The 25,528-nt window shown below is 55.1% G+C and carries 24 protein-coding genes; 21 read left to right on the top strand and 3 right to left on the bottom strand.

What is annotated here, in order from left to right; genetic code table 11:
* The first annotated feature begins 86 nt into the window (after positions 1-86).
* The 6 genes from RRB22_01140 to RRB22_01115 all read left to right on the top strand — a co-directional run bounded on the left by RRB22_01140 (position 87) and on the right by RRB22_01115 (position 2,931).
* Positions 87-446 (top strand): hypothetical protein, encoded by a 360-nt coding sequence (locus tag RRB22_01140; GenBank protein ID MDT8383000.1) that lies wholly within the window; start codon positions 87-89, stop codon positions 444-446.
* Between the two features lie 6 nt (positions 447-452).
* Positions 453-872 carry a phage protein Gp36 family protein gene (locus RRB22_01135; GenBank protein ID MDT8382999.1) on the top strand — a complete coding sequence of 140 codons (420 nt, stop codon included), beginning with the start codon at positions 453-455 and terminating at the stop codon, positions 870-872.
* Positions 872-1,303: a hypothetical protein gene (locus RRB22_01130; protein ID MDT8382998.1), complete on the top strand. Its 432-nt coding sequence runs from the start codon at positions 872-874 to the stop codon at positions 1,301-1,303. Before RRB22_01135 ends, RRB22_01130 begins: the two co-directional genes overlap by 1 nt.
* Positions 1,303-2,244, top strand: a complete 942-nt coding sequence (locus tag RRB22_01125; GenBank protein MDT8382997.1) for a phage tail tube protein — start codon at positions 1,303-1,305, stop codon at positions 2,242-2,244. The genes RRB22_01130 and RRB22_01125 overlap by 1 nt, the downstream gene beginning before the upstream one ends.
* Before the next feature lie 38 nt (positions 2,245-2,282).
* Positions 2,283-2,498 carry a hypothetical protein gene (locus tag RRB22_01120; protein ID MDT8382996.1) on the top strand — a complete coding sequence of 72 codons (216 nt, stop codon included), beginning with the start codon at positions 2,283-2,285 and terminating at the stop codon, positions 2,496-2,498.
* 64 nt (positions 2,499-2,562) lie between these two features.
* A complete protein-coding gene (locus RRB22_01115) occupies positions 2,563-2,931 on the top strand; it encodes a hypothetical protein (GenBank protein MDT8382995.1) in 369 nt (122 codons plus the stop codon).
* 303 nt (positions 2,932-3,234) lie between these two features.
* Here the strand turns inward: RRB22_01115 and RRB22_01110 are convergent, their stop codons facing one another.
* Positions 3,235-3,537 (bottom strand): hypothetical protein, encoded by a 303-nt coding sequence (locus RRB22_01110; GenBank protein MDT8382994.1) that lies wholly within the window; start codon positions 3,535-3,537, stop codon positions 3,235-3,237.
* Between the two features lie 26 nt (positions 3,538-3,563).
* Here RRB22_01110 and RRB22_01105 point away from each other — a divergent pair, with 26 nt between their 5' ends.
* The gene (locus RRB22_01105) at positions 3,564-5,807 is read left to right on the top strand and encodes a tape measure protein (protein ID MDT8382993.1); all 2,244 of its coding nucleotides are present in this window, start codon (positions 3,564-3,566) and stop codon (positions 5,805-5,807) included.
* Positions 5,804-6,199 carry a hypothetical protein gene (locus tag RRB22_01100; protein MDT8382992.1) on the top strand — a complete coding sequence of 132 codons (396 nt, stop codon included), beginning with the start codon at positions 5,804-5,806 and terminating at the stop codon, positions 6,197-6,199. Before RRB22_01105 ends, RRB22_01100 begins: the two co-directional genes overlap by 4 nt.
* Before the next feature lie 197 nt (positions 6,200-6,396).
* Here RRB22_01100 and RRB22_01095 read toward each other — a convergent pair whose 3' ends face one another.
* Positions 6,397-6,771: a hypothetical protein gene (locus tag RRB22_01095; protein ID MDT8382991.1), complete on the bottom strand. Its 375-nt coding sequence runs from the start codon at positions 6,769-6,771 to the stop codon at positions 6,397-6,399.
* A 33-nt stretch (positions 6,772-6,804) separates the two neighbouring features.
* Between RRB22_01095 and RRB22_01090 the strand changes: the two genes are divergently transcribed.
* The 5 genes from RRB22_01090 (at position 6,805) to nfi (ending at position 14,314) form a co-directional block, all read left to right on the top strand.
* Positions 6,805-12,273, top strand: a complete 5,469-nt coding sequence (locus RRB22_01090) for a hypothetical protein (protein MDT8382990.1) — start codon at positions 6,805-6,807, stop codon at positions 12,271-12,273.
* Positions 12,274-12,335: 62 nt separating this feature from the next.
* On the top strand, positions 12,336-12,566 hold the full coding sequence (locus RRB22_01085; protein MDT8382989.1) for a hypothetical protein: 231 nt from the start codon (positions 12,336-12,338) through the stop codon (positions 12,564-12,566).
* 353 nt (positions 12,567-12,919) lie between these two features.
* On the top strand, positions 12,920-13,120 hold the full coding sequence (locus RRB22_01080) for a hypothetical protein (protein MDT8382988.1): 201 nt from the start codon (positions 12,920-12,922) through the stop codon (positions 13,118-13,120).
* On the top strand, positions 13,101-13,517 hold the full coding sequence (locus RRB22_01075) for a DNA-binding domain-containing protein (protein ID MDT8382987.1): 417 nt from the start codon (positions 13,101-13,103) through the stop codon (positions 13,515-13,517). Before RRB22_01080 ends, RRB22_01075 begins: the two co-directional genes overlap by 20 nt.
* A gap of 119 nt (positions 13,518-13,636) precedes the next feature.
* Positions 13,637-14,314 carry a deoxyribonuclease V gene (gene nfi, locus RRB22_01070; protein MDT8382986.1) on the top strand — a complete coding sequence of 226 codons (678 nt, stop codon included), beginning with the start codon at positions 13,637-13,639 and terminating at the stop codon, positions 14,312-14,314.
* Positions 14,315-14,321: 7 nt separating this feature from the next.
* Here nfi and RRB22_01065 read toward each other — a convergent pair whose 3' ends face one another.
* Positions 14,322-15,494, bottom strand: a complete 1,173-nt coding sequence (locus tag RRB22_01065; protein MDT8382985.1) for a fused response regulator/phosphatase — start codon at positions 15,492-15,494, stop codon at positions 14,322-14,324.
* A 158-nt stretch (positions 15,495-15,652) separates the two neighbouring features.
* On the opposite strand from RRB22_01065, the gene RRB22_01060 reads away from it, so the two are divergent.
* The 8 genes from RRB22_01060 to RRB22_01025 all read left to right on the top strand — a co-directional run bounded on the left by RRB22_01060 (position 15,653) and on the right by RRB22_01025 (position 25,527).
* Positions 15,653-15,907, top strand: coding sequence for a PP0621 family protein (locus tag RRB22_01060; protein MDT8382984.1), 255 nt, complete (start codon positions 15,653-15,655; stop codon positions 15,905-15,907).
* A 16-nt stretch (positions 15,908-15,923) separates the two neighbouring features.
* Positions 15,924-17,597, top strand: a complete 1,674-nt coding sequence (locus RRB22_01055; GenBank protein MDT8382983.1) for an ATP-binding protein — start codon at positions 15,924-15,926, stop codon at positions 17,595-17,597.
* Positions 17,594-18,955: a sigma-54 dependent transcriptional regulator gene (locus tag RRB22_01050; protein MDT8382982.1), complete on the top strand. Its 1,362-nt coding sequence runs from the start codon at positions 17,594-17,596 to the stop codon at positions 18,953-18,955. The genes RRB22_01055 and RRB22_01050 overlap by 4 nt, the downstream gene beginning before the upstream one ends.
* Positions 18,956-19,458: 503 nt before the next feature.
* Positions 19,459-19,902, top strand: a complete 444-nt coding sequence (locus RRB22_01045) for a pilin (GenBank protein MDT8382981.1) — start codon at positions 19,459-19,461, stop codon at positions 19,900-19,902.
* Positions 19,903-19,989: 87 nt separating this feature from the next.
* Positions 19,990-21,960 carry a hypothetical protein gene (locus RRB22_01040; GenBank protein ID MDT8382980.1) on the top strand — a complete coding sequence of 657 codons (1,971 nt, stop codon included), beginning with the start codon at positions 19,990-19,992 and terminating at the stop codon, positions 21,958-21,960.
* 47 nt (positions 21,961-22,007) lie between these two features.
* Positions 22,008-22,865 (top strand): glycosyltransferase family 2 protein, encoded by an 858-nt coding sequence (locus tag RRB22_01035; protein ID MDT8382979.1) that lies wholly within the window; start codon positions 22,008-22,010, stop codon positions 22,863-22,865.
* A gap of 172 nt (positions 22,866-23,037) precedes the next feature.
* The gene (locus RRB22_01030; GenBank protein ID MDT8382978.1) at positions 23,038-23,730 is read left to right on the top strand and encodes a class I SAM-dependent methyltransferase; all 693 of its coding nucleotides are present in this window, start codon (positions 23,038-23,040) and stop codon (positions 23,728-23,730) included.
* Between the two features lie 483 nt (positions 23,731-24,213).
* Positions 24,214-25,527, top strand: a complete 1,314-nt coding sequence (locus tag RRB22_01025) for a flippase (GenBank protein MDT8382977.1) — start codon at positions 24,214-24,216, stop codon at positions 25,525-25,527.
* Position 25,528: the final 1 nt, after the last annotated feature.

The following is a 25,528-nucleotide window of genomic DNA, read 5'->3' as shown; positions in this document are numbered from 1 at the left end:
CAGGATCAAAAGGGCGGCTTGATTATCAGTGGCCGCCCTTTTTCTTAAGGCGCACAACGAACCGAATGTGATCAGGAGCAATGACGATGCCAACCGAAGACAATAACGATCAGGACATTAGCGCCAAGGCGAATGCCTCGCAGGCGCCGGCCCCACAAGAAAAGACTGCTGCGAAAAAGTCTGCCACGAAAAAGTCTGCCGCAAAAGATAGTAAGCCGGGCGACCAGATCGCCGTGCTGTTTGTGAAGTGCAAAAAATCCCACTTCCATCGCGCAGGCCTGCGCTTTACAAAGGCCGGCTTTGGTGTGCTGGTGAGCGACCTCAGTGATGAGCAGATTGACAGCATCATGAGCGAGCCGATGCTGGTGGTGGAGGAAGGCAGCATCAATGCGGATGCGCTCGAGGGTGTTGTCCGGCTGAGCCAGGACAAGGCTGAGCAGGACTAAGCCGCGATGCCGTATTGCACCGAACAGGACATGATTGATCGCTATGGCGATGTGGAAATGGTGCAGCTGACCGACCGCGACAACCTCGGGGTGATTGACTCCACTGTGTTGATGGTGGCGATTGAGAACGCCAGCGCGTTAATGGATGGCTACATCGGCAGTCGCTATGCGTTGCCGTTGTCCACGGTGCCGCGCGTACTGGAACTGTATTGCGCGGACCTAGCACGCTACTTCCTGTATGACGACCGCGCCACCAAGGCGGTGGAGCGTGGCTACAATTCGGCGATGGATTTCCTCAAGCAGGTATCCAGCGGCCGCACCAGGCTGGGGCTGTCGGATACCGGCGCAAAACCCAAGGCCAGCGATGGCGCCACGATGCAATCGGGCGGCCGCACCTTTGGCCGCGACGATAACGGGTTTATGTAATGCATGATCTCGCCGCACTGGACGACGCCATCATCACCCGGCTGAAGGCGTCCGCAACGGTCTTTCGTCAAGTGGAAACGCTGGATAGCGAGGAAGATCTGCTCGATTCAAAGCTGCCGCCGGCCAGCGCCTTTGTGTTAATCGGCCGCGGCCAATTCAGCCCGCCCATCGGCCATTCAAACTACCAGGAGGGCACTCTGGATGTGTCCGTTTTTGTGGTGGCGAGAAACGTGCGCGGCAAAGGGGCAGCACGCAAGGAGAGCGCGGGCGCCTATGAGCTGATTACTGCCGCCGGTGATGCCCTGCTGGGCTTTCAGCCGGACGCCGGCAACGGGGCGCTGTACCTGGTGTCCATCGCATCGGTGCTGGTGGATAAAGTATCCGCCATCTATGAAATTATTTTTAGATTCGATATCTCGGAGGAATCCTAATGCCTATTCGTCACGGTCGTAACACTCAACTTTTACTGCAACGCAACACCGGAGCCTATCGCGCCGTGCCGGCGCCGGTCGGTGCTTTCAGCATGAAGTTCTCGGAACTTGAAATGGGGCGGGATCCTCAGCGGCAGGAAGACCCAACCATCACGAACTCACCGCTGGCCAGCAAGAAGGATAGCGGCGAGCCGGTGTTCGGCGGCAGCATCAAGGCCATTCTGTGCCTGAATGACATCGGCCAATGGCTGTCGTTGCTGTGGGGTGCGCCGGTCACCACCGGCGCTGGACCCTACACGCACACGTTTACGCTGGACCTCAGCCAGCGGCCAGATGCGCTGCTGCAGCTGGGGTATATCAATGCCAGCAAATTCCCGCAGTGGCTGGGGGTGATGGTCAACAGCCTGGCGTGGGAAGTGAAAGAGGCGGACCAGTCCTTCACGGTTGAGCTGATGGCCGGCGAGGAGACCAGCCCCGAGCCAGTGGTGGCGTTTGATGCGGCGCCCACTGTCTATGCAAAGAACCGCGCAGTGAGCAAGGGCGGTGAGGTGTATGACGTGGATGGTGCATCCACGCTGGGGCGTATCACAAAGGCTTCGGTCACCATCGCCAACGACAACGAGGGACAGAATATTGCCGACGGCACGGAAGGCTTCGGCGAGGTGCTGGTCGGCCAGCCTGCGATAAGCGGATCGGTCTCTGCGCTGTTTGACGACACCGTGAACATCTTCGACCACGGCCGTGACCATACCAGCAAGCCCATGACATTGATCAGCACCAATGAGGCCGGCGACAACTGGATGAAGCTGATCCTGTCCGCCGTGGAGTTCGGCGAGATCAAGCACAAGGTGGCAACGTCCAAAGGCCTGGTGGTTGATACCGAGTGGAGCGCTCACGGCACCGCAACGATCGAACTGGTCAACGGTATCGCTACCTACTAGCGATAAATGCTCACAAGATTATCGATAAGGATTGAACAATGGCCAAAGACAGACCCACAGACAAACCCACCGCAGAGAAGGCAACCAAAACCACGCCGGTGACATTCCATGACGCCGGCTACAAGCAGCGCACCCTGGCGCTTACGGTGAATGGCGGCACGCGAACGCTGGCGGTAATCAATAGCAAGGTGACCGTGGATGAGCCCGCGCTGATTGAGGCGCTGGATAATCTGTACGGCCTGCAGCGTACCTAGCTGCAACGTACCTGGCTGCAACTTAACTCGCTGAAACGACATAGGGCATAAAGGAGAAAAACGGATGTTGATGTTAGGCGCACCACCGCAAAAAAAGGACTGGCCAGAGGCCGGCATTTCCCTGGACCTGCTTCCGCTGCCGGAGGACAAGGATCAGGAGTTTATCGCGGCGACAATGAAAGAGGTTCGCGATGACGACGGCAAGCTGGTGAATATTTTGCGCGACACGGCCCGCTATGCGCAGCTGGTTGGCAACCATTGCATCAAGGGTTGGAGCGGTGTTGTGGATGCCAAAAAGAAACCACTGAAGTGCACCGAGAAGAATATCGACAGCTTCATGCTGATTGATAAGGCCTCTGATTTCGTTTTCGCCAGCGTAAAGGGCTTGTCGCTGCACATCGTCAACGAGGCCGAAGACGCAAAAAAAGACTAAGCGCCCTGGTCGGCTGGATTCGCACAGGCGGCCCAGAGGGGATTGAGGCGCTGCAGGATCTGGGTGAGGAGCCGACCGCTGACGACCTACCGCCGGGACTGCAATGGGAGGCCCCTTTATGGCGCCTTTATCAGCAGTTAAACAGCCAGTGGCGCTACGTTGATGCGACACCTGTCGGCCTGGACTTAAACGTTTACATGCCACGCATCGTGGCAAAAGGCTGGGACGTTGATCTGGCGCTGGATTTATTGAAATGCATCGAGACCGCATTTCTGACAAAAGATGTTAACGAAGAGTGATGGATTAAAGGCGACAGTAATGCTTACCCAACTTTGCCCAATCATTGTCTCGCGTGACTTTAACGATATCCGTAATATAGATATCAATGCTTCCTTTAATGGCGTGGTCGCGCAGTATTTCGCAAATATAACTCGCATAACCATCTCGGTTTTTTCCGTCAGAGATCACGCCAACGTACAGGATGCCACCTTTGTGTAAAACATCTTTCACCTTTGGCTCACTCTTAATTTCTGATATAGCGCCGTCCCACCCTGCGTGTGCGATCAATGGAAAGGCTAAAAGTAGCGCCAAGTACAATTTTTTCATGGTGAAGTCTCCTGAAGGCGGATGTGATGTCTGATCCGAAAGTTAATGTTGTCATAACCGTCGATGGAAAAGAATACACGGCGGGTGTTCGCAAGGCTACCGATGAAACCAAGGATTTTGGTGACCAGGCCAGAAATTCTTCAGCAGATGTCAACCATTTATCCGGGGCAGTAAAGCTGCTCACTGCCGGTTTTGCTGCCTTGCAAATCGGTAGGTTGGTGCGGGACATTATTAATGTAAACGTGGAGTTCGACAGTCTTCATGCCAGCCTGGTTACGGTGACAGGTTCGGCAGAGGCTGCAGACATCGCCTTTTCCACCATTGAGGATTTTGCCACCAAGACACCCTATCAGCTCCAGGAGGTTGTCGGGGCATTCATAAAATTAAAGGCCTTAGGCCTTGACCCTTCGGAGGCAGCGCTTCGCGCCTATGGTAATACTGCATCCGGTATGGGTAAGAGCTTGGATCAAATGATCGAAGCTGTGGCCGATGCCACCACAGGGGAATTTGAGCGCCTCAAAGAGTTTGGCATCAAATCAAGCGTTCAAGGTGACAAGGTAAAATTCCGCTTCCGAGGCATAACAACCGAGGTGGGCAACAGCGCAACGGAAATAGAAAAATACTTGCGCAACATCGGCGATGTAGAATTTGCCGGCGGAATGGAGCGCCAGATGAATACCTTGGGCGGTAATTTCTCCAACCTTGAAGATGCCGTTACTAAATTAGCCAGGTCATTTGGCGAGAAATCTGGACTCAATAGTGTATTAAAAGACAGCATTAGCCTAATCACTGAGTTGACAAATAGTTTATCCGGTATGCCTCGCAGCATCAGCGACATTGAGGCTGACATTGCCGCACTGGAAACAAAAATCAGTAGCACCACTAATCGCCGAGGACGCAGAGGTGGATTAACCCTCCACCTGGCCGAACTCCAAGCTGAGTTATTGCAGGCGCGATTAGGGTCAAGTAACCCTGATCAAATTAGGAATGCCATAACCACTCTTGAGTCTCAAATCAATGCAGCAGAATCACGTATTGCTGCCATTCCAGAAAATCAGCGGACTAGCACTACTGGCTCGGGTAGAAGCAAACGTGCAAGCCATTTCGCTATTGAAAATCGACAATTGCAACAGTTGATTGAAGATAGGAGAGCACTTTACGGTCGTCTTACAACTATCGAATCCGAACAATCCAAAAATAAAACTCCTAGGACAACGGAAACTCCCGTCGATGCCACCGCCACCAAGGCCGGCGACAGTCTCCAACAAAAGCTCGAGCGTGAGATTGCCCTCTACGGTGCCGTAGGCCAGGAAGCCAAGGTGCGTTATGAGATTGAGCATGGCGCATTGCAGGGCCTCAGCGCAGCCCAAAAAGACCTGCTGATCGACAAGGCCAACGAGCTGGATTTCATCAAGGCCAATGATGAGGCCGTGCGCGATGCCATCGCCACGCAAAACGAGGCCATTGCGACGAATGCGCAACTGGCGGCCCAGAAGCAGCAGGCCGCCGTCGATGCCCTGGCCGCCGTTACCCAGATGGCGGCGACCGAGACAGAGCTGGAGGCGCAGCGGTACCAGGCGGCCCTGGACCAACTGAAGCTGGCCGAAGACGCCAAGCTGAAGACGCTGGTCGGCTATGACGAACTGCGCACACGGCTGAAGCTGCAGCATGAAGACCGGCTGACAAAGATCACCCAGCAGGGGCTGAGTGACCGCGAAAAATTCGAGCAGATGTCGGCGCTGAACCAATCCAAAACCGTGCTCGGCTTTATGTCTGGCGTGCTGGGTTCTGCAGCGCAACATAACAAGAAGCTGTTCAAGATCAACCAGGTGGTTGGTATTGCCAATGCCACCATCTCAACCTACGAGGGCGTGATGAAGGCCTGGGCGATGGGGCCGATTCTCGGACCCATACTGGCGCCCATCGTGCTGGCCGCTGGCCTGGCGAATATCAGCGCGATCAAGAATGCCAGCTTCGGTGGCGGCGGCGCCGTGGGCACCTATTCCGCCAGCCCCTCTACCGGCCTGCCGACCTCCAGCGCGGATCCGTTCGCCCGTTCCGCCAGTGCGCAGACCGCGCAAAGCTCAACCGGTGGCGGTGTCAGCTATTTCAATTTTGCAGGCACCAGTAATGACCAGCTCAGCGGCGAGCAGGTGGAGCAGATGTTTACGGCCATCGAGGAAGCCACAGAGCGCGGTGACCGGATTCTGTTCACTCGCAACAGCCGCCAGGGCCTGGAACTGACGGAAGGCGTTGAGCGGGCCGCATGACCACCGTTAACTACACTGCGAAGCGATCCATCATCGCCGGCCACGTTGCCGATGATACCTATGACCTGGACATGAAGGCCGGCAAGAATAACCGCCTGCCGGAAACCGACAAGGAGCAGCATGAGTCGGTGGGTGGCCGCCTGGAGATTATTCGCTACAAGCAAAGCATTGAATTCGATGTAACGACGATTCGCATTCTGTCAACCGACCTGCCTGCCTGGTATGAATTCCTGGACTCCACGGACGGTGGTGAAGTGTTTACGTTTGATCGTTACGGCACCGCTGCCGTGCCGGTAGATCCCATCTCAGTCAAGCGTGTCGGTGACTACAAAGAGGCGCGGCATGGGACCACCATGACGTTCCGCATCAGCTTCCGGGTGCGCGCGGTATGAGGAATGACAACCTCGCCTTTGCGGATTTCAATTTCTCCGAAGACAAAGACCCACGCTACACGATCGAGATCGAATTCGATCCCAATGATCAGGCCCAGACCTGGGCGATCACGTCCCATGACGATTGCGCGGTGCCACCTTATGTGGGCACCAATGTGGTGTGGGATGTCATTCGCGCAAAAGGCATTAGCGCATCCTCACAAAAACTGACGCCGATCAAAGGCTGGAGCAGTATCGGGTCGATCAATTTCAGCCTGGTTGATGCTGATCGCGAGGTCACCAACCTGATCAGCGCCCAGCTTGCGGCCGGCCGCGGCCTGCGCCACAAGGTGGTGCGGGTGTGGATGGGCGGTAAGGGTATGGTGTGGGACAGCTATATTCAGACCGAAACGCAAATCATCACCGATGAGTCTTTCAAGGGCGGCCTGCGGGATTTCAACTGCTCTGACGTGCAGCGCCTGACGCGGCAAAACGTGTTCGAGAACCGCGAGACCAACCTGCGGGCGTCCATCACCGATACCGACACAGTGTTGCCGGTCTACTCCACCAGCGACATTGAATTTAATACTCACGGTAGCAGTTATACCGACGCACCGAATGAGACAGTGATCTACGTCGATGTCGACAAGGAGACGGTTCGTGCTACCGACAAGGTAGATGTTGCCATTTCGTTGATCGGTAGCGATATCAGCTTCAGCGCTGCCGACAACTCCATCAATTCTGTTGCCACGGATTTATCCGTGTTCTCGAGTGGCCAGCAGCTGATCATCACGGGCTCGGCGCTCAACGATGTGGCGTTTACCATCGCGCCCACCGGACCTGCGGCCAACAAGATCCTGGTGCTGGAGTCGGTTACCACGGAGGCGGCGGGCGCCAACGTTAACGTGCTGGCGGATGTGCAATTTTATAACTGCACCCGGGGCGCGCTGAACACCCGCGCTGTGGCGCACGAGATAAACACCAGCGATGCGCCCGACCGGCGCACCAAGGTCACGGAAAACATCTACATCGAAATGCCGCTGGTGAAAATGTTGCTGGCAATGCTCACCGGCAATGTGGAAGGTCAGGCGCAACCGTTCCCGTCAAACTGGACCCTGGGCATCGATACGAAGTGGGTGGCCACCGCCTCCTTCCTGGGCATAGGAGCCGACCTGTGGGACACCAGCAATGATGTGCTGGGGTTTACTGCGCACTTTCAAAAGCTCTCAAAACGTGACGGCAAGAAGTTTATCGAGGAGCAGCTGCTGCGTCTGGGCGGCTGCTTTATGCGGGTGCGCAACGATGGCCAGCTTGAGCTTCGTCGGTTTGGCCGTGTTGCGCCGGATTCCGCCTATGTGGCGGTGCTGAATGACAACAATGTGGCAAAGGGTGGCTGGGGAAATCTAAAACAGGATTTCGAGCAGATTCATAACGTCTTTACCTTCCATTGGAACCCGGATTCAACGACCGGTAAGCCCAATCGGCATCAGACCCTGTTTGACCCTGACTCGGTGCTCGTGCATGGCGCGACTTCCCCGATGGAGTTCAGCTTCGAGGGGCTGACCGGTTACACGCACACCCAGGCCACCCTGGCCGGCCTGCGGGACTCCGCGCGCGACATGCACGCCGGTGGGCCACTGCTGATGACGGTAAAAGGCATGCCGCACCTGAACGTGCTGGAGTGCGGCGATATCGTGCGTTGCCAAACCTCGGCAGTCCGCGACCCGATTACCGGCGGCGATCTGGATCGCTCATTCATCATCCTTGGCACGCGCAAGAACTGGATGACGGGCGAGGTGGTGCTGGTGCTGTTTGGCTCCAGCCAGGCGGCGGCGCCAATTGCCGATGCGGCGAACGCGATACTGCCTGATGGCTTTTACGAGGCCGGCACGGATATCACGACAGTGACCACCGGCGCTTATGTGGGACCGGTTTGGCATATCACGGCCGACAGCACGCTGGTCGGCCATGCCGATGCCAACAACCTTTCCGCCATCTATTCATTCAACGGCTCTGTGACGCTTGACCCGGGCGTGACGCTCTACATTGATGACAATGTGCAGCTGCGTATAAAGGAATGGACGCGCAATGGCACGGTCGATGGCGTGGGTCGCGGCCTTCCCGGCGCGGTGGCGGTGCCGCCGGTCAGTACGTCGAACCGCTTCACGCTGGCCTCGCCTGGCGCGATTGGCGTGACGGAGTCGGGCGGCTCTGTCAATTACCGCCACCGATCCGGCGGCGGGTTCCGTGCAGATTCGTGGAGGGGTGGCGTGGTTGAGGGCTCCTGGACATCGCTGCCGGTGTTCGACATTCGCTGGGACGGTGCCAACCTCGTCGGCTTGCCCAGCGACCTGCGCGGCACGCCTGGTTCGTCAGGCGGCGGCACCTTTATGGAGGGCGTGCCAGGCGTGGCCGGTGGCAACGGCGGCAATGGACCGGCAGCGCTGATTATTGTCGCGCAAAACATCTACGAAGGCGCCGCCGGCAGCTACAACCTCAGCGGCGGCGATGGCGCTGAAGGTTCCGATCACGTTGTGAATGGTAGCCGCACCATGCGCGCCGGTGCCGGTGCCGGCGGTGCGCCCAGCGGGCTACTGGCCGTTATCGATGGGCCGGGGTTCGCCTTCATTACGCTGACGGCAGACCAGGGCCTGTCCCCCACCGTCGGCACGGTGTTGGATGCCGGTTATGTGCCCCACGCGCCGTACGGCACTACCACCTCGCACTACGTCGGCATGCCGGTCGGCTCTCGCGCCGATGCCAATCTGCGCATCCAGCATTTGCGAGACGACAGCATTGCCCCCGAACCTGATCCGCCAAGCGAAACCGGTCGCGCACTGTCGATCAATGTGCAGGTTCAACAGGCCACAAAAAATGGCCTGAACATCATAGGGCTTGAGCTGTCCGTAGACCCGCCAACAGACACCAACTACCGGGCATCACGGCTCTATATAAAACTGCAAGGCACGGATTCATGGACCCTGGTGGGCGATGCCGCCGGCAACGAAGAAAAGGTCGTCTGGGTACCTGCGGATGCGGCTACCTACAACATCAAGGCCCACCCCATCGCCATTAACGGCAATGTTTCCGATGCCTATATCGAAGACAGCTACACCGTGCAGGCCACGGCGGGTATTGTTGTTATTGGCAGCGGCAACCAGGTGCAAACCAGCGATACCGTCGGCGAGGTGACCAATGGCCAGGGGCTCATTATCGGCGGCAATGCCATCGTCGGATACAGCCCGACGGGCGCTGAAAAAACCCGCATTGATGCCAGCACGGGCAAGATCACCGCTGTTGATGTAAATCTTACGGGCTCTATTACCGCACTGGCAGGCAGCATCGGCGGCTGGCTCATCACTTCTGCCAAACTCAGCGTCGGATCCGGTGTAGCCCATCTTGAACTGAACCCTACCTCGGGTATCTGGATGGGTGCCGACCTGATTGCCAGCGCACCTTTTAGTGTGACACCTGCCGGTGTGTTGACGTCCAAGTCCGGCAGCATCGGTGGTTGGAATATCGCTGCCGCCAAGCTCAGCATTGGATCCGGTGTAGCCCACCTTGAACTGAACCCTGCCTCGGGTATCTGGATGGGTGCCGACCTGATTGCCGATGCACCTTTTAGTGTTACACCTGCCGGTGCGCTGACATCCAAGTCCGGCAGCATCGGTGGTTGGAATATCGCTGCCGCCAAGCTCAGCATTGGATCCGGTGTAGCCCACCTTGAACTGAACCCTGCCTCGGGTATCTGGATGGGTGCCGACCTGATTGCCGATGCACCTTTTAGTGTTACACCTGCCGGTGCGCTGACATCCAAGTCCGGCAGTATCGGCGGCTGGAGCATCGTTGCCGACAAGCTCAGCATTGGGTCCGGTGTAGCCCATCTTGAACTGAACCCTGCCTCGGGTATATGGATGGGTGCCGACCTGATTGCCAACGCACCTTTTAGTGTGACACCTGCCGGTGCGTTGACGTCCAAGTCCGGCAGCATCGGTGGTTGGAATATCGCTGCCGCCAAGCTCAGCATTGGATCCGGTGTAGCCCACCTTGAACTGAACCCTGCCTCGGGTATCTGGATGGGTGCCGACCTGATTGCCGATGCACCTTTTAGTGTTACACCTGCCGGTGCGCTGACATCCAAGTCCGGCAGTATCGGCGGCTGGAGCATCGTTGCCGACAAGCTCAGCATTGGGTCCGGTGTAGCCCATCTTGAACTGAACCCTGCCTCGGGTATATGGATGGGTGCCGACCTGATTGCCAACGCACCTTTTAGTGTGACACCTGCCGGTGCGTTGACGTCCAAGTCCGGCAGCATCGGTGGTTGGAATATCGCTGCCGCCAAGCTCAGCATTGGATCCGGTGTAGCCCACCTTGAACTGAACCCTGCCTCGGGTATCTGGATGGGTGCCGACCTGATTGCCAATGCACCTTTTAGTGTTACACCTGCCGGTGCGTTGACGTCCAAGTCCGGCAGCATCGGCGGCTGGACTCTCTCGGCTACTAATCTTTCGTCCTCAGGATTAATCATAACCTCGGGGGCAGCGCCATCCATCCGGGCGGGGCAAACAGGCTTTAATGGCGGTACGGGATTCTTTCTTGGTTATGACGCGGCCAAATGGAAGTTTTCTGTCGGCGTGTCGGGTGGCAATCGACTCACGTGGGACGGAACCACGCTGGCGGTAACAGGCACAATTTACGCAACAGCGGGCACCATTGGCGGCTGGGATATTACTGCCGGTAAACTCAGCACTGGATTAGGTGTAGCCCATCTTGAGCTGAACCCCACCACAGGCATCTGGATGGGTGCCGACCTGATTGCCAATGCACCTTTTAGCGTTACACCTGCGGGCGCACTGACCACCAAAGCCGGCACAATTGGTGGCTGGTCGATTGGTGCATCAACTATAAAAAGCGCAAATAACCGGGTCATCCTGGATGCCGGGAATCAGCGGATACAGTTACAAAACGCAGCGGGCACAACTTACGTCAGGTCGGACGCCGAAGGCATTCTCGGTGTGCATGCAACGCTGGGTACTGTATTTAAATTACCGACCGATGGATCAATCCCCCTTTTTGCTAGCGGCATCATCAATAGCACGATATTTAACATCACCTCCTCGGGCATTTTGCGCACCAGCAGCACGGTAGGTGACGGCAGCGCAAATGGGCAAGGCATACTGGCGAACGACACCGGGTTGTACGGCTATAAAGCCAACAGTGCCACACCCGTATTTCGTCTTTCCTCAACCGACGGAAAAATCACCGCCCTGGATGCGCTGCTCACTGGCGGCGGCATAACGCTATCCGCGGGTGGCGCTATCAAAAGCACAGGGAAAGTGGTGGGCGCCGGGGCTGGGTTTTTCCTCGGATACGATGGCGGCGCCTATCAGTTTGACGTGGGCGATCATGACGCCAAAAAGAGCATTCATTTTAACGGCACTGATTTGGTCGTCGGAGAAAATACAAAGTTGCTGGGTGCAAGCGCCTACGATAACGACTCAGTTTACATCCATGAGCTGATGCGGAGTCCTAGCAACTATATAACAGGCACAGCCCTTGACGGCTCAGTGACGAGCGTGCCCTCTACCAGCATACAGATATTGACAATGGCAACACTGGACAGTGAGGCATGGTGTTCACTTGAGCAGCAACTGATGCTCGCTAGTAACGGGTTTTTGTGGACAGTGAATAGAAAGTTTAAAACTAAAGTCCGGTTTTACCAGAATGCGATGGATTCTGGGCGGCATTGGTCCGTCACGACTGGCTCTACCCTGGGAACACATACCCTTGGATTTATTGTTCAGGACGGAGTTTTAATGGGAGAGGCCAACAGAGGAGCCACTCAAACCCGCACGTCCGCGATTGCCACTTTGCTCATAAATACCGATTACTTGCTGGAAGTCGAGTATATCGCGGCCACTTACACTGCAAATTTTTATGTTGATGGTGTTCTAGGGGGGACAATAACAGGCTGGGGCTTGATGCCATCCGTCTCATCCGCCGAAATATTCAGAATTCACGGTAAGACGGTTACGGCAGGGAGCAGTTGGGCCGCGATGAGGGTGGGGGAGTTGAAAGTGCTTTATGGGCAGTAACGGTTAATTGGCCAGCATGGCCACGCAAAATCAGAATGTATAACCAACAAAGGGAAGATGATATGACCACGACCACAGCAACAGACGTGCGCAACCAGCACGTCAATGAACAGGCCCAGCTCGCAGTGGAATTGTTCCACCTGAAAAAGCGCACTGAAATGATACGCAACCGCCTCGATGAGATCAGTGTAATCCTGCAGACAGTGGAATGTCTGTCGCCGCAAAAGGCGGCCAAGAGTAATGATGGCGCGAGCGATGAAGGCGACAGCGACGCATCGCCCACAGCCGAGTAGAGGGCAATAATAAAAGGGGCGACTGAGCCGTGCGCCAACACGGCCCAGACCCTAAACCGCAGTGAGTGAACACTGTGACCCAGGCAAGGCCCCCCGCCGCGTCGACGCAGCCGGGCACATCAAATGCCTTTTAAATAAATACATATTGACACATGAAGCGAGACAGTCTACCTTTAGGACTACTACTGGCATTGTCAGACAATTATCCCATCACATGGTATCTTAATTACCAGGTGGGATTAGAGAGGAAAATACAAGACCCTTCGGGGAAATACCCTCCGCCGACTTATGCCGGTAGTTGAGTCCCGCCGCCTACTAAGCGGCAACATTTACTAAAGCATAAGGAGGCCGTCATGGCTGAAATTATTAGGTTCCCCCTCAACTCTGATGCGGGTAGTCATAAATCAGAGAGCAAAATGGAGCACTTCGATGCCTTTCTGAAGAACTGCGTCATCCCTAAAAAAATGGATAGCGCGGTCCTCGATCGCCTGGAGTCAATAGCTAGCCGCTTTGAATCATTGCTGCAAGGGGGGAATGGTGGCGACCTCGGCTGAAACACGACACAAGGCTTTGCTATACGGATTGGCTCTAATCAAAAAGGGGGTCCCACCAGTCCAGGCATGGCAGCTTACCGGCGAAGAGTTTGGCGTAAGCAAGGCGGCTCTTTATAGGTGGTTTGACACGGTTAAAGGGCAGCCCCGGGGCGAATGGGTGGAATTGCTGGCAAGCCAGTATAAAGGGCGGACCGTTACCGCCAGCATGACGCCTGCTGCGTGGTCTTTCTTTAAGAAACGATACGAGGAAATAGACCCCCCAAATATCGCTGAAGCGTATCAAGAGGTGGTGGCTGAAGGGCTGCGGCAGAAGTGGGATGTGCCGTCTGAAAACACCTTTAGGCGGCGCATGAAAAGAGAAGGACTTAAGGCCCGTAGTAGGTACGCCGAAAATTGACCTTAAAAGGGGGTTTTCGCAAGGTTTAAGTGCCGAAAAACCCCCTTAATTCTCCGATTTATGTGTTTCGCAACTCCATTGTCGCGGATTCGCATTTCATGTGTCGCGTTACACCGGCAATGCCCATGCCCCATTTGCCCGACATCAACTGGCCTACCCGGATCGACCAGGCCAGGATTATTCAGCAGCAGCTGCGCGATCAGGTGATCCGCCGCAATGAGCTGCCGGAGCCGATCGGCCTTGTGGCCGGAGTGGATGTGGGATTTGAAGACAGCGGCAAGACCACCCGTGCCGCGATCGCGGTACTGAACTTCCCCGCCCTGACGCTGCACGAGCAGACCATCGCCCGCGTCCCGACGCGCTTCCCCTATGTGCCGGGCTACCTGTCCTTTCGTGAACTGCCGGGGGTCATGCAGGCCCTGCAACAGCTGCATGCCATGCCTGATTTGCTGCTGTGTGATGGTCAGGGCATTGCCCACCCGCGTCGCTTCGGACTGGCCTGCCACCTGGGGGTACTTTCCGGCCTGCCGACGATCGGCGTCGCCAAGTCGCGACTCATCGGCCACTATCAGGAACCGGCCGGCGACAAGGGGGCCTGGGAGCCATTGTGGGGTGACACTGAAGAGGAAGAGATGATCGGGGCGGTACTGCGCACGCGGGATCATGTGCGGCCGCTGTTTGTGTCGATCGGCCATCGAGTGGACCTGCCGACGGCAATCAACTTTGTGTTACGTTGCACCACGCGTTTCCGGCTGCCGGAGACCACGCGCTGGGCGCACCGCCTGGCATCGGGCTGATAGACAACTAATTAAGGTTATTCTCCGGCATCGGGCAATACACGCTGACCACGCTGATATCATCCTGCGCCCGCCCCCCTTTCAGGTATTCCCGCAGACCCTCGGCCACGGCGGCACAGGCCGTTTTATCGCGATAGCGGCTCAGCGATTGTGCCAGTCTTTCTTCACCGTAGGGCTGCTGTTCATCATTGAGGGCATCCACCGCGCCATCGGAACAGGCCAGCAGCTCACCGGCCTGTTGCCATTGATAGACCTGCGTCTGCGGCTCAAACTGCTGTTCCGGAATAATTCCCAGCGGCGCGGCGTTGGATGTAAAACGGTGCAGGATTTTCCGTTGGCTATCCAGAAACAGTGTTTCCGAACCCCCGCCATTCCACACCTCGATCAGCCGGTTGTGGGCATCCACCATGATCAGCGTCGCGGCAACAAAACGGTCACGCGGCACCAGCACCCGCAGCTGGCTATTCATGCGGCTGACAATGCTGCTCAGGGAATAACCACGATCGGTCATGTGATAAAAGGTTTGCGAAACAGGGATCTGCATCATGGCCGCCAACAGGCCGTGACCCGTGGCATCGGCCACCATCACATACAGCCGGCCATCCTTGCCGCGGCAGGAGGCCACCAGATCACCGCTCATATGCTCTGCCGGCAGCAACCAGCTGTCCACCAGCTCGTCCGTTAAATCGCTGGTGCGGGTCATGCGTTCCATCAGCACATTGCCGAGATATTTTTCTTCCTCGGCCTTGGCCTGATAGGCCTCAAGCGCCTTTGCCTGCACCGCCAGCGCATCGCGCATTTCGGCGATGCGCTGCATGGCCTTTATCTTGGCCCCGAGGATGTGCATGTTCACGGGCTTGGTGAGGTAATCGTCACCCCCCGCATCGAGCCCCATCACCTGGTCCTCGACAGCGGCCTTGGCGCTCATGAAAATGATCGGCACCCACTGTTCGCCACTGCGTTTACGAATCTCCCGCGTGGCCTCATAACCGTCCATCACCGGCATCATCACGTCCATCAACACGAGGTCCGGGCGTTCGGTTTCGAAACAATCAATCGCCTCCTGTCCATTGGTGGCGACCACCATTTCATGCCCGAACTTGTGCAGAAAACGTCCCAGCAGGTTGATGTTCATTTCTGTGTCATCAACAGCCAGAATTTTTAACGGTTTAACATCCATTCACTTGATCCAAAGTCTACGATTGCATCATCGATTACATAAGCGATTGCAAAATCCACGACCGATAGCCGCACATCCCTCGCTGCCGTAAAACACCTAATCTAATATTGAGACCGCCCCACTCGCCGCCACACAGTCTGCCGCGTATACTCTCGCCCATGCCATTTCTTCGCGGGATATTTCTGATCGCAGCCATCGGCCTGGCCCTACTGCTGATTCGCCAGCTGTATCGGTCTCATCAACAACAGCGTCAACGCCAGCAAACCACCGACAGACCTCCCCGCAGCATGGCCTACGCCCAAACCGTTGCCTGTGACCATTGTCGGACGCATGCGCCAAAAACTGAAACAATTCATCAGGATGGCCGCTATTTCTGTAGTGCGGACTGCCGCCAGCAATATCAAAGCCACTGATCAGACCCCATAAACCGTGCCCACATCGAGTTTTTCCCAGGCCGAAACCAGCACCCTCTCGCACCTTGATAGTGAGCGCGCCTGGCGCCCGCTGCATTACCTCAATCTGTATCGCATTACCCTGGCGGCGCTGTTTGTCAGCGCCGTGTTTGTAAAGGGCAACCTGCCGGTACTGGGCAGCGCCAACCCCTCGCTGTTTCAGACCATCAGCTTTGTCTATCTCGGCGTCGCCCTGGCTGCCAGTTTTGCGATCCGTCTGCGGTGGACAGAATTCCGCGTCCTCACCTACGGGCTGATGGTCATCGACATCCTCTCGCTCACCCTGATCATGCGCGCCAGTGGCGGCATCGAGACGGGGCTTGGCATGCTGCTGATCGTGGCCATCGCCGGCAACAGCCTGTTGCTCAGCAGCCGGGCGGCCAATCTTTTCGCGGCCATCGCGGCCATCGCGGTACTGGGCGAACAGGTGCTCGCCCATCAGGATCCGGCACTGACCTCCAATTTCACCCAGGCCGGGATCCTGGGGGCGAGCCTGTTTGCCACCGCCTTTCTGGCCCATGTGCTGTCGTCGCGCATACGCGAGAGCGAGGCACTGGCGGCGCAGCGCGGTGTCGACCTGGCCAATCTTGCGCAACTCAATCAACACGTCCTGCAGCGCATGCAGTCCGGCATTGTGGTGGTCGATGCCGACCTGCGGGTGCGACTGATGAACGAATCGGCCTGGTACATGCTGGGCCTGCCCTCCATGGGTAGCACGAGCAGCAAAAGCCTGAAACTCATCTCCCCGGAGCTGGCCGAGCAACTGATCGACTGGCGCCGTGGCGGCCTGTCGGAGGCGCGCATGTTTCGCCCCGGCGGCGGCTCGGTAGAACTGCTGCCCAACATGACGGCGCTGGGTAGCGAAGCCCGCGCCGGCACGCTGATTTTTCTCGAGGACACCGCACGCATGGCCCAGCAGGCCCAGCAGATGAAGCTCGCCTCGCTGGGCCGCCTCACCGCCAGCATCGCCCACGAGATCCGCAACCCGCTTGGCGCCATCAGCCATGCCGAGCAGTTGCTGACGGAGACGGCCAGCGACAATCCCTCGGAAAAACGCCTGCTGGAGATCATTCACACCAACAGCCGACGGGTCAATGACATCATTGAAAACGTGCTGCAATTGAGCCGCCGCGATCACTCCATGCCGGAAACCATTGCCCTGAAACCGTGGCTGGAAGACTTCGTCAACGAATTTGTGCACAGCCAGAAATGCGATCCGGCCGACATCCGCCTGCACGTGGAACCGGCTGACATCACCGCCCACATGGACGCCACCCAGCTGCACCAGGTGCTGTGGAACCTGTGTCACAACGGCCTGCGTCACAGCCAGGGATTTCCGCGTCAGCCAAAACTGGAACTGCATTGTGGCCAGTCCACCAAATCCCACGCCCCCTTCATCGACGTGATTGACCAGGGCCCCGGCATTCCGCCCGATGTCGCACCCAACATCTTCGAACCCTTCTTTACCACCGAGAGCAAAGGCTCCGGTCTGGGCCTGTACATCGCCCGCGAGCTGTGTGAAAGCAATCAGGCGCGGCTCAATTATGTGGCGATCCCCACCGGCGGGGCCTGTTTTCGGTTAGAATTTGCCAATGCGCCCGTGTCGGCCAAATCCACCACAGAGTCCATTAGCCGCGTCAAAAATCCATGAATACCGCCACTCAACCCCATGCCCTCATCGTCGACGACGAACCCGACATCTGCGAACTGCTGGAGCTGACGCTGGGGCGCATGAATATCGACACCCGCGCCGCGGCGGACCTCGGCCAGGCCCGGGACCTGTTATCCAGACACCACTTCGACCTGTGCCTCACCGACATGAAACTGCCCGACGGCAACGGCCTGGAGCTGGTGGAACACATCCAGCAGCATTACCCGAAGATCCCGGTCGCCATGATCACCGCCCACGGCAATATGGAATGGGCGATCAAGGCCCTCAAGGCCGGCGCGTTTGATTTTGTCTCCAAGCCGGTGGATCTGCACATCCTGCGCAACCTGGTCAATACCGCGCTCCGGGTCTCCGAAAGTCAGCCGCAGCTGGATCGCCGTTCCCGCGATGAATTGCTCGGCGACTCCGAACTCATGCGCCACACCCGCGCCACCATCGCCAAAGTCGCGCGCAGCCAGGCGCCCATCTACATCAGCGGCGAATCCGGCACCGGCAAGGAACTGGTAGCCCGGCTGATCCACAGCAAGGGGCCGCGCGCCAATCAGCCCTTCATCCCCGTCAACTGCGGAGCGATCCCCGACGAACTCATGGAGAGCGAATTTTTCGGCCATCAAAAGGGCAGCTTCACCGGCGCCATCGCCGACAAGGCGGGCCTGTTCCAGGCCGCCGATGGCGGCACCCTGTTTCTGGATGAGGTCGCCGACCTGCCCCTGCACATGCAGGTCAAACTACTGCGCGCCATCCAGGAAAAGGCCATCCGCCCGGTCGGCGCGGCCAACGAGACCAGCATCGACGTACGCATCCTCAGCGCCACCCACAAGGGCCTGAGCCGGCTGGTCGAAGAGGGCAAATTCCGACAGGATCTGTACTACCGCATCAACGTCATCCAGCTGCCGGTGCCACCGCTACGTGATCGCGCCGAGGACATCCCCCAGCTCACCGCGCACACCCTGCACAAACTTGCCCGGCAGATGGACCTGCCCACCCCCACCCTCGCCCCCGATGCCTTGGGGGCGCTCAGCCAGTACCGCTTCCCCGGCAACGTGCGCGAATTGGAAAACATCCTCGAACGGGCCATGACCCTGTGCGAAGACAACACCATACGCCAGCGTGACCTGCACCTGCCGCAGACCACGGACACCACCTCTCTTATCCCGCCCATGCCCGGCCCACTGGACTCCGGCCAGATCCACCTCGAAGCACACCTCGGCGAGATCGAAAAGATGGCCATCCTCCAAGCCCTGGAGCAGACCCGATACAACAAGACCGCCGCCGCCAAGCTGCTGGGGCTCAGCTTTAGGGCGCTGCGGTATCGCCTCAAAAAACTGGGACTGGAATAGCACTGGAATAGCAACGGGAACTCGCCAGGAACAGAAAACATCCAGACACTATACGCAGACACATAAATAAACTGCGTATAGTGCCGGCCCAACTCAGCACTTAGTACTTAGCACTTACCCCTAACAGACTGACCAAAATTGTCACATTGTGACCCGGCGTGAAAGGCGCCGCCTGCCCAACAAGGCGAAGGGCGTCAATCCCCGCACACCGACCCGAAACCTCGAGCCCCAAAACACGATTATAACTTTTTGTTATAATTGGCATTTTATCCACTCACAATACCCCGGCCGGCTAAAACAGTCACCCCGATAGCTTTTGGCACACCACATGCAAGTACTCTGGCAAGTGCGGATTTCCCCGTTTTGGGCGCCCGCCACAGAGACTAAAGAATCTGCGGCAACGACCGAATAAGGAAAACGTCACCACCGATCTAGACGGTAATACTCAACATCGGGAAATGCGCAACAAACGGTTTTTCATGAACACACTGGAGGATTTATCCATGCAACACATAAGAACAGTACAAAAGGGTTTCACCCTGATCGAACTGATGATCGTGGTAGCCATCATCGGCATCCTGGCCGCCATCGCAATTCCGGCCTATCAGGATTACACCATTCGCGCCAAAGTGAGTGAAGTACTGGTACTCGCCAGCGCTGCCCGTACCAGCGTCGCTGAATACTACATTTCTACGGGCAGCATGCCGGCCACAACCGCCGCCGCAGGTATCAATACAAATGCAGACCAGAGTGAATTTGTCAGCGCCATCGCCTTTGCAACCAGCTCCGGCGGCACCTTGCTGACCTATACCCTGGCAAATCTTGGCGCAGGCGCTGATACCACAACGTTCCTGTATCAAGTCATAGGCAACGCGAATGGTGTGCAGGTTGATTGTACTGGCGGCACCCTGCCAGCCAAATATCGCCCCGCTAATTGCCGCTTATAACCCGGCAGTAGCATGACGAGAATGATGTGATGAAGCCCCCGCAAGGGGGCTTTATTTTTGTGCGCAACTACACATAATAAACTGCTAATGCGTGATGATTTGACCACATTGAACAACTCTAGCTCCAACCTGCCTAATCCTAGGCATCCCCTCCTAGTCGCAGCAACATTCCTCGGACTGCTTGCACTGACCTGGATGGTTTTCCAGCCAGCGATTCCTGGCTTTTTCATGCTGGATGACTTCGACAACCTAGGTACCCTACGCCCGGTGAACGACATTGAGTCACTACGTGGATACCTTCGAGATGGCCAAGCCGGCCCCCTTGGACGTCCGATCTCCAAACTGTCATTTCTACTTGACGACAACGCCTGGCCCTCACAGCCGGGAGGCTTCAAACGTACCAATCTCTTATTGCACCTGCTCATTGGGATAGTGCTATTTATCGCAGGACGGCAGATGCTACGGCCCTTTACCAGCACGGCAGGGGCCGATTGGCTGGCGCTTACCATAATGGCCCTATGGTTGGTGCATCCATTACAGGTATCCACAGTAAGCTATGTGGTTCAACGCATGACCCAACTTTCCACGCTGTTTGTGGTCATCGGTGTCGCGTTACATCTCCAATTACGCCTGCGCAACCCGAACCCCAATAGCCGCGCAATGGTTTGGATGACACTTTCGCTGGGACTCAGCACCTTGCTAGCAGTCTTGAGCAAGGAATCAGGCATCTTGCTGGCGGTGTATCTACTGGTGGTGGAATTCACTCTGCTTGCGCACCTTCCCACCAATCGGGCATTCATTTGGTGGCGTCGCACCTTCATCGTGTTTCCCTCCGTTGCTCTGGTCGCTTACCTCGCCTACTTACCTCGTTGGATCGGTTCTTATCAGACACGGGACTTCACTCTGCTAGAGCGGGTCATCACCCAACCAGTCGTCTTGCTGGACTATCTGTCTAGCCTGTTCAGCATGCGCGTATCGGGGCTGGGGCTGTTCCATGATGACTTCCCGATCTATTCCAGCCTGTTACAACCCATGGCCCTGTTCAGCGCACTCGTGATCACGGTTGCACTGATTGGAGCCATCCGTTATCGCCTGCATCGTCCGCTACTAAGCTTTGGTGCGCTGTGGTTCCTTGGAGGGCATCTGCTGGAATCCACCACGGTATCGTTGGAGCTGTATTTCGAGCACAGAAACTACCTGCCTATATTTGGCCCACTGCTGGCTGCGACGGTCGCTATCAATAATACTCTGGGAAAATACACCTCCGATCTACGCCGACTGGCGCCGGTATTGGCAACCATCATCATCGGCATCACTGCCGCCACTACCTGGGGTTATGCCAGCGAGTGGGGCTCACTCATGCGCATCATACCGATATGGGCAGTGGAACACCCCGATTCCCCGCGGGCCCAGCGTACCTACGCGCAAACACTCGTTGGTGCTGGTCTGGCTGGTGTGGCGCTAGATGAACTCGACGAAGCCTATCGGCGATTCCCACACGATTTGAGCATACCGATCATGTCTATCGACATTGCCTGCCGGAACAACAAACCCCTGCGCTACCATTTCAGCGAACTCGCCTCAGCAACGCCTTCTCACCGCATGACCGACGGCCTGCGGCCAGCGATGCAAAGCCTTTTTTCAGGCATACTCACGACCAGCTGCCATAACCAGACCGCCGATTTGCATAATCTGATACCAGCTTTGTTTAATCTAGAAGATAATGAACTCTGGCATCGCAGCATCTCCGGCATGTATGTATTGAGCGGAGACTTGTATCGTAAACAGGAGAACCCATCCGGAGCACTGACGGCCTATCAGATCATCGACCAAATCGCGCCCACCGCTGCTTCTGCGCAACGCGTCGCCAACCTTTATCTACTGGCGCAACAATTTGATGATGCACGCCAATGGCTAACGGTGGCACAATCGCGGGAACATGCCAAGCAAACGTGGTACCACATGAGCAACAATGAACTGTACGCAGAAAAATTTCGGATGATTGACCAAATGCAGAGTCGCAGAAAAGCCACCACAGCCACAGGATTAGCTCAATGACTACTGTCAACAGGTGCCCAACCGACATCACACAGGTACATTGCCCTATGCTGACGATTGTACTACCTGCCAAAAACGAGGCCGCGGGCCTGAACCATCTCCTGCCACAGCTTCGCGTTACCTGTCCTGATGCCGAGATACTGATCGTCGACGATGGCTCGAGCGACGATACAGCACAGGTTGGCCTAAACCATGGGGCGACCATCTTGCATCACCCGTATAGCATGGGTAATGGAGCAGCGATTAAGAGTGGCGCCCGTATGGCGAAGGGAGACATCATCGTGTTCATGGATGCTGATGGCCAACATGACCCTGCCGACATCCCGCGCCTGTTGGAAAAACTCGACCAAGGCTATGAAATGGTAGTGGGTGCGCGTGGCCTCAGTTCCCAGGCTAGTGCCGGGCGTAGCATCGCTAACCGCCTCTATAATCGCCTAGCAAGCTACATGACAGGACAGAAAATCGAAGATCTCACATCCGGTTTTCGTGCAGCACGAGCGAACCGCTTTCGCGAATATCTCTATCTACTACCGAACGGTTTCTCCTACCCTACCACTAGCACAATGGCATTCTTTCGTGCTGGCTATCCGGTTGCATACATCTCCATAACGGCAGCGAAACGACTTGGCAATAGCCATATTCATCTAGTGAAAGACGGAGTGCGTTTTCTACTCATCATTTTCAAAATTGGAACTTTGTATTCGCCACTCAAATTATTTTTTCCCGTCGCATTTCTGCACGCGCTAGCTGGCATCACGTATTATGCTTACACCTTTGCAACACAGGGCCGCCTGTCACTCGCGACCATCTTTCTTCTCACAGCATCAGTGACCATATTTCTTATTGGTCTTGTTTCCGAACAAATCACACAATTAATGTACAAATCTGAGAAAAATGACAAATAACATTTCATTAAAATTGACCGCATCATCTTAAACATTCAAATCGACATAAATAGTAAGATCATCATTAGAACTTCAGAACCAAGTTAGAACTATGGGCAACAAATTCTATTTTTACTTCCGCTAAGTCAGAAATGTAAATCGTATGATACGTGCATCACTCCTTCGACAAATAATGCACCATGTGCGCTATACGCTGTTTCATCCACAATATTTAGCATATCGATTTGAACACAGGCGTTATAAGCTTGTTGCCAATGAAGCCGCAGGCAAAATTCTAGATATTGGATGCGGCCGCCAACCGCTTCGAAAATATATTAAAACGAGCTGCGATTATTACAGCTTGGACTACCCAATGACGGGCAAAAAACTGTATGCCGCTCGCCCAGACGTATTCGGCGATGCGCATAAGTTACCATTCGCCAACGGAAGCTTCGACACTATAGTGATGCTTGAGGTGTTGGAACACCTCACTGATCCATATTTCGCTCTGCAAGAAGCGCGTCGCATCGTCTCCCCCGGAGGATGCATAATCATTTCCACGCCATTTCTTTATCCAATTCATGACGCGCCAGGAGACTACACGCGCTGGACGTACCACGGCCTGCAACACCTTACAAGAAAGAGCGGATTGGCTATTCGTCGATCAGTTGTCTTTGGCAATGCTATTGAATCAAGTGTATTGCTATTCAATTTATCTTTGGCATGGCAAATGTTGCATGTATCACCATTGGCTCTCCTACCTCTGGCAGTGTTGACATTCATCGTCGTTCCTTTATTTAACCTGCTCGCCATTATCGGAAGCCAATCACCAGAAAGCAGTAGCAGCACGCCTTTTGCAGTTGGCTATTTACTCGTACTTGATTAACATATGAAAAGGGTCTCCTCATTTATCTCAACCACAAATTGTGTCGGAGCCTAAGGAGGAATCACCAGCCTAACGAAAAGATTTCTGTATTTAAGAGGATGTGCTGGAACTCTTCACGCCATAAATATAGAACAAAGAATTTCTGATTAGTGAAAGGCCGAACAGACAAGCGCTAACGCTCACCTCTCCGTCATGCGTATTGGAAAGCAGTCGATTAATAATTTACTGGATTATCATAGAGGACATAGTTGCTATCCACGAGACGATTATTTGAAGCGCGTATTTGTACTAGAGCAATCACACAAATTATCGCGCTCTGCTTTATTAATTTTATTCCAAAGGCACAGCGCGCAGCATGGAACGTATTTATTTTAACCCGACCAGCATGCTAATCAGCCTTGGTTTAAAACATCATCGCATTAGAAATCGATAATTGCTTGAAGCATTAATATCGACTTACTGTGTATAATCAAGTGACCATATATGTCTGAATTACGACCCGACTACCTAGCGATATTGTTGCGAAGCACTACAGGCACATTCATCATCCGTGCAACATCGCTTGCCATTCTGCTCCTTACGCAAATATTACTTGCAAGGTTAATGGGTGCAAGCGAATTCGGACTCTACTCTTTCGTGGTTGCCTGGATCGTAGTACTGGCGAGACTAACAACAGGCGGATTAGATACTGCTGCAACACGCTTTGTTTCTCGCTATCGCTCGGACAAAGACTGGTTATCAATTTCTCATTTTCGAAGATATTCTGAAAACATTATTCTATTATTATCCACACTAACCATTCCGGCATTTGGTTTGGCTCTTTTAATTAAATTAAACACATCGGAAATAAGCAGCTATTTAATCGCAGGCTCATTGTTAATCCTTATACTCGCTACGCTTACTGTCAGGCAAGGCATCCTGCAAGGGTTGCGATACATGAAGAAAAGCTTTGTCCCTGATGCCATTATAAGACCGGGGCTACTTGCGCTAATTTCAGCATCGCTTATTCTTTTCGGCTTCTCAACGAAAGCCAACATGATGCTTTATATCCACCTTCTTTCTGCGAGCGTAGCGCTGATTGCATCCAGCGTGTTCTTGCATCATATAAAATTAGATAAATCTTCATCTCCTTTGCCAGAAGAAAAACAACAGGAATGGGCCTCTGTAAGATGGGTTCTTTACGGGGTAGGCATCCTATCCGTGGCACAAATGAATCTTGGGATTATCATTCTAGGCATATTGTCAGACGACAAGTCTGTTGGCTTATATTCAGTAGCCGCAAGAATCGCTGAATTAACTTCCTTTGGATTAATCACCATCAATATGGCTTTTGCGCCAATTGCATCTGAATTATTTCAAAAGCGTGACAATAGAACCCTTCAGACAGTACTTACCCGGTCTGCAAATTATGGGTTTTTCGTAGCGATTATTATAGGGATAGTTTTATTGGCATTTGGCCCAGTATTGCTTAGCGCTTTTGGGAGGGAATTCTCCTCTGCTTACCCAGCCATGATGGTCTTAGTTGTCGCGCAAATAATCAACGCAGCCGCAGGTCCTGTGGCTATAATTATGATGATGACCATATATCAAGCCGCGGCACTTAAAATATCCATCCTATCAATTTTACTTAACATAGCACTTTGTATAGCATTAATTCCAAGATATGGTGCTCTTGGTGCAGCCACAGCCAGCGGCATAGCGTTAGTTAGTTGGCGCATGATTGCTCTTGTGTATCTGTATAAAAAAGAACACATAAGAACATGGCCTTCCTGGAGGCCAACCAACCCCACGGCATGAA

This window comes from Gammaproteobacteria bacterium, assembly GCA_032250735.1.
Classification (GTDB): Bacteria; Pseudomonadota; Gammaproteobacteria; order SZUA-152; family SZUA-152; genus SZUA-152.
Note: the sequence above shows the minus strand (reverse complement) of the source record. Positions and strands in the feature narration are given on the sequence as shown.

Excerpts from the sequence above, each read along its gene's own strand:
- nfi (MDT8382986.1), top strand. The coding sequence starts at position 13,637 with ATGCCCATGCCCCATTTGCCCGACATCAACTGGCCTACCCGGATCGAC.
- RRB22_01085 (MDT8382989.1), top strand. The coding sequence starts at position 12,336 with ATGACCACGACCACAGCAACAGACGTGCGCAACCAGCACGTCAATGAA.
- RRB22_01110 (MDT8382994.1), bottom strand. The coding sequence starts at position 3,537 with ATGAAAAAATTGTACTTGGCGCTACTTTTAGCCTTTCCATTGATCGCA.
- RRB22_01050 (MDT8382982.1), top strand. The coding sequence starts at position 17,594 with ATGAATACCGCCACTCAACCCCATGCCCTCATCGTCGACGACGAACCC.
- RRB22_01045 (MDT8382981.1), top strand. The coding sequence starts at position 19,459 with ATGCAACACATAAGAACAGTACAAAAGGGTTTCACCCTGATCGAACTG.
- RRB22_01140 (MDT8383000.1), top strand. The coding sequence starts at position 87 with ATGCCAACCGAAGACAATAACGATCAGGACATTAGCGCCAAGGCGAAT.
- RRB22_01115 (MDT8382995.1), top strand. The coding sequence starts at position 2,563 with ATGTTGATGTTAGGCGCACCACCGCAAAAAAAGGACTGGCCAGAGGCC.
- RRB22_01125 (MDT8382997.1), top strand. The coding sequence starts at position 1,303 with ATGCCTATTCGTCACGGTCGTAACACTCAACTTTTACTGCAACGCAAC.
- RRB22_01065 (MDT8382985.1), bottom strand. The coding sequence starts at position 15,494 with ATGGATGTTAAACCGTTAAAAATTCTGGCTGTTGATGACACAGAAATG.
- RRB22_01120 (MDT8382996.1), top strand. The coding sequence starts at position 2,283 with ATGGCCAAAGACAGACCCACAGACAAACCCACCGCAGAGAAGGCAACC.
- RRB22_01040 (MDT8382980.1), top strand. The coding sequence starts at position 19,990 with ATGCGTGATGATTTGACCACATTGAACAACTCTAGCTCCAACCTGCCT.
- RRB22_01060 (MDT8382984.1), top strand. The coding sequence starts at position 15,653 with ATGCCATTTCTTCGCGGGATATTTCTGATCGCAGCCATCGGCCTGGCC.
- RRB22_01075 (MDT8382987.1), top strand. The coding sequence starts at position 13,101 with ATGGTGGCGACCTCGGCTGAAACACGACACAAGGCTTTGCTATACGGA.
- RRB22_01030 (MDT8382978.1), top strand. The coding sequence starts at position 23,038 with ATGCACCATGTGCGCTATACGCTGTTTCATCCACAATATTTAGCATAT.
- RRB22_01080 (MDT8382988.1), top strand. The coding sequence starts at position 12,920 with ATGGCTGAAATTATTAGGTTCCCCCTCAACTCTGATGCGGGTAGTCAT.
- RRB22_01100 (MDT8382992.1), top strand. The coding sequence starts at position 5,804 with ATGACCACCGTTAACTACACTGCGAAGCGATCCATCATCGCCGGCCAC.
- RRB22_01135 (MDT8382999.1), top strand. The coding sequence starts at position 453 with ATGCCGTATTGCACCGAACAGGACATGATTGATCGCTATGGCGATGTG.
- RRB22_01035 (MDT8382979.1), top strand. The coding sequence starts at position 22,008 with ATGCTGACGATTGTACTACCTGCCAAAAACGAGGCCGCGGGCCTGAAC.
- RRB22_01130 (MDT8382998.1), top strand. The coding sequence starts at position 872 with ATGCATGATCTCGCCGCACTGGACGACGCCATCATCACCCGGCTGAAG.
- RRB22_01105 (MDT8382993.1), top strand. The coding sequence starts at position 3,564 with ATGTCTGATCCGAAAGTTAATGTTGTCATAACCGTCGATGGAAAAGAA.
- RRB22_01025 (MDT8382977.1), top strand. The coding sequence starts at position 24,214 with ATGTCTGAATTACGACCCGACTACCTAGCGATATTGTTGCGAAGCACT.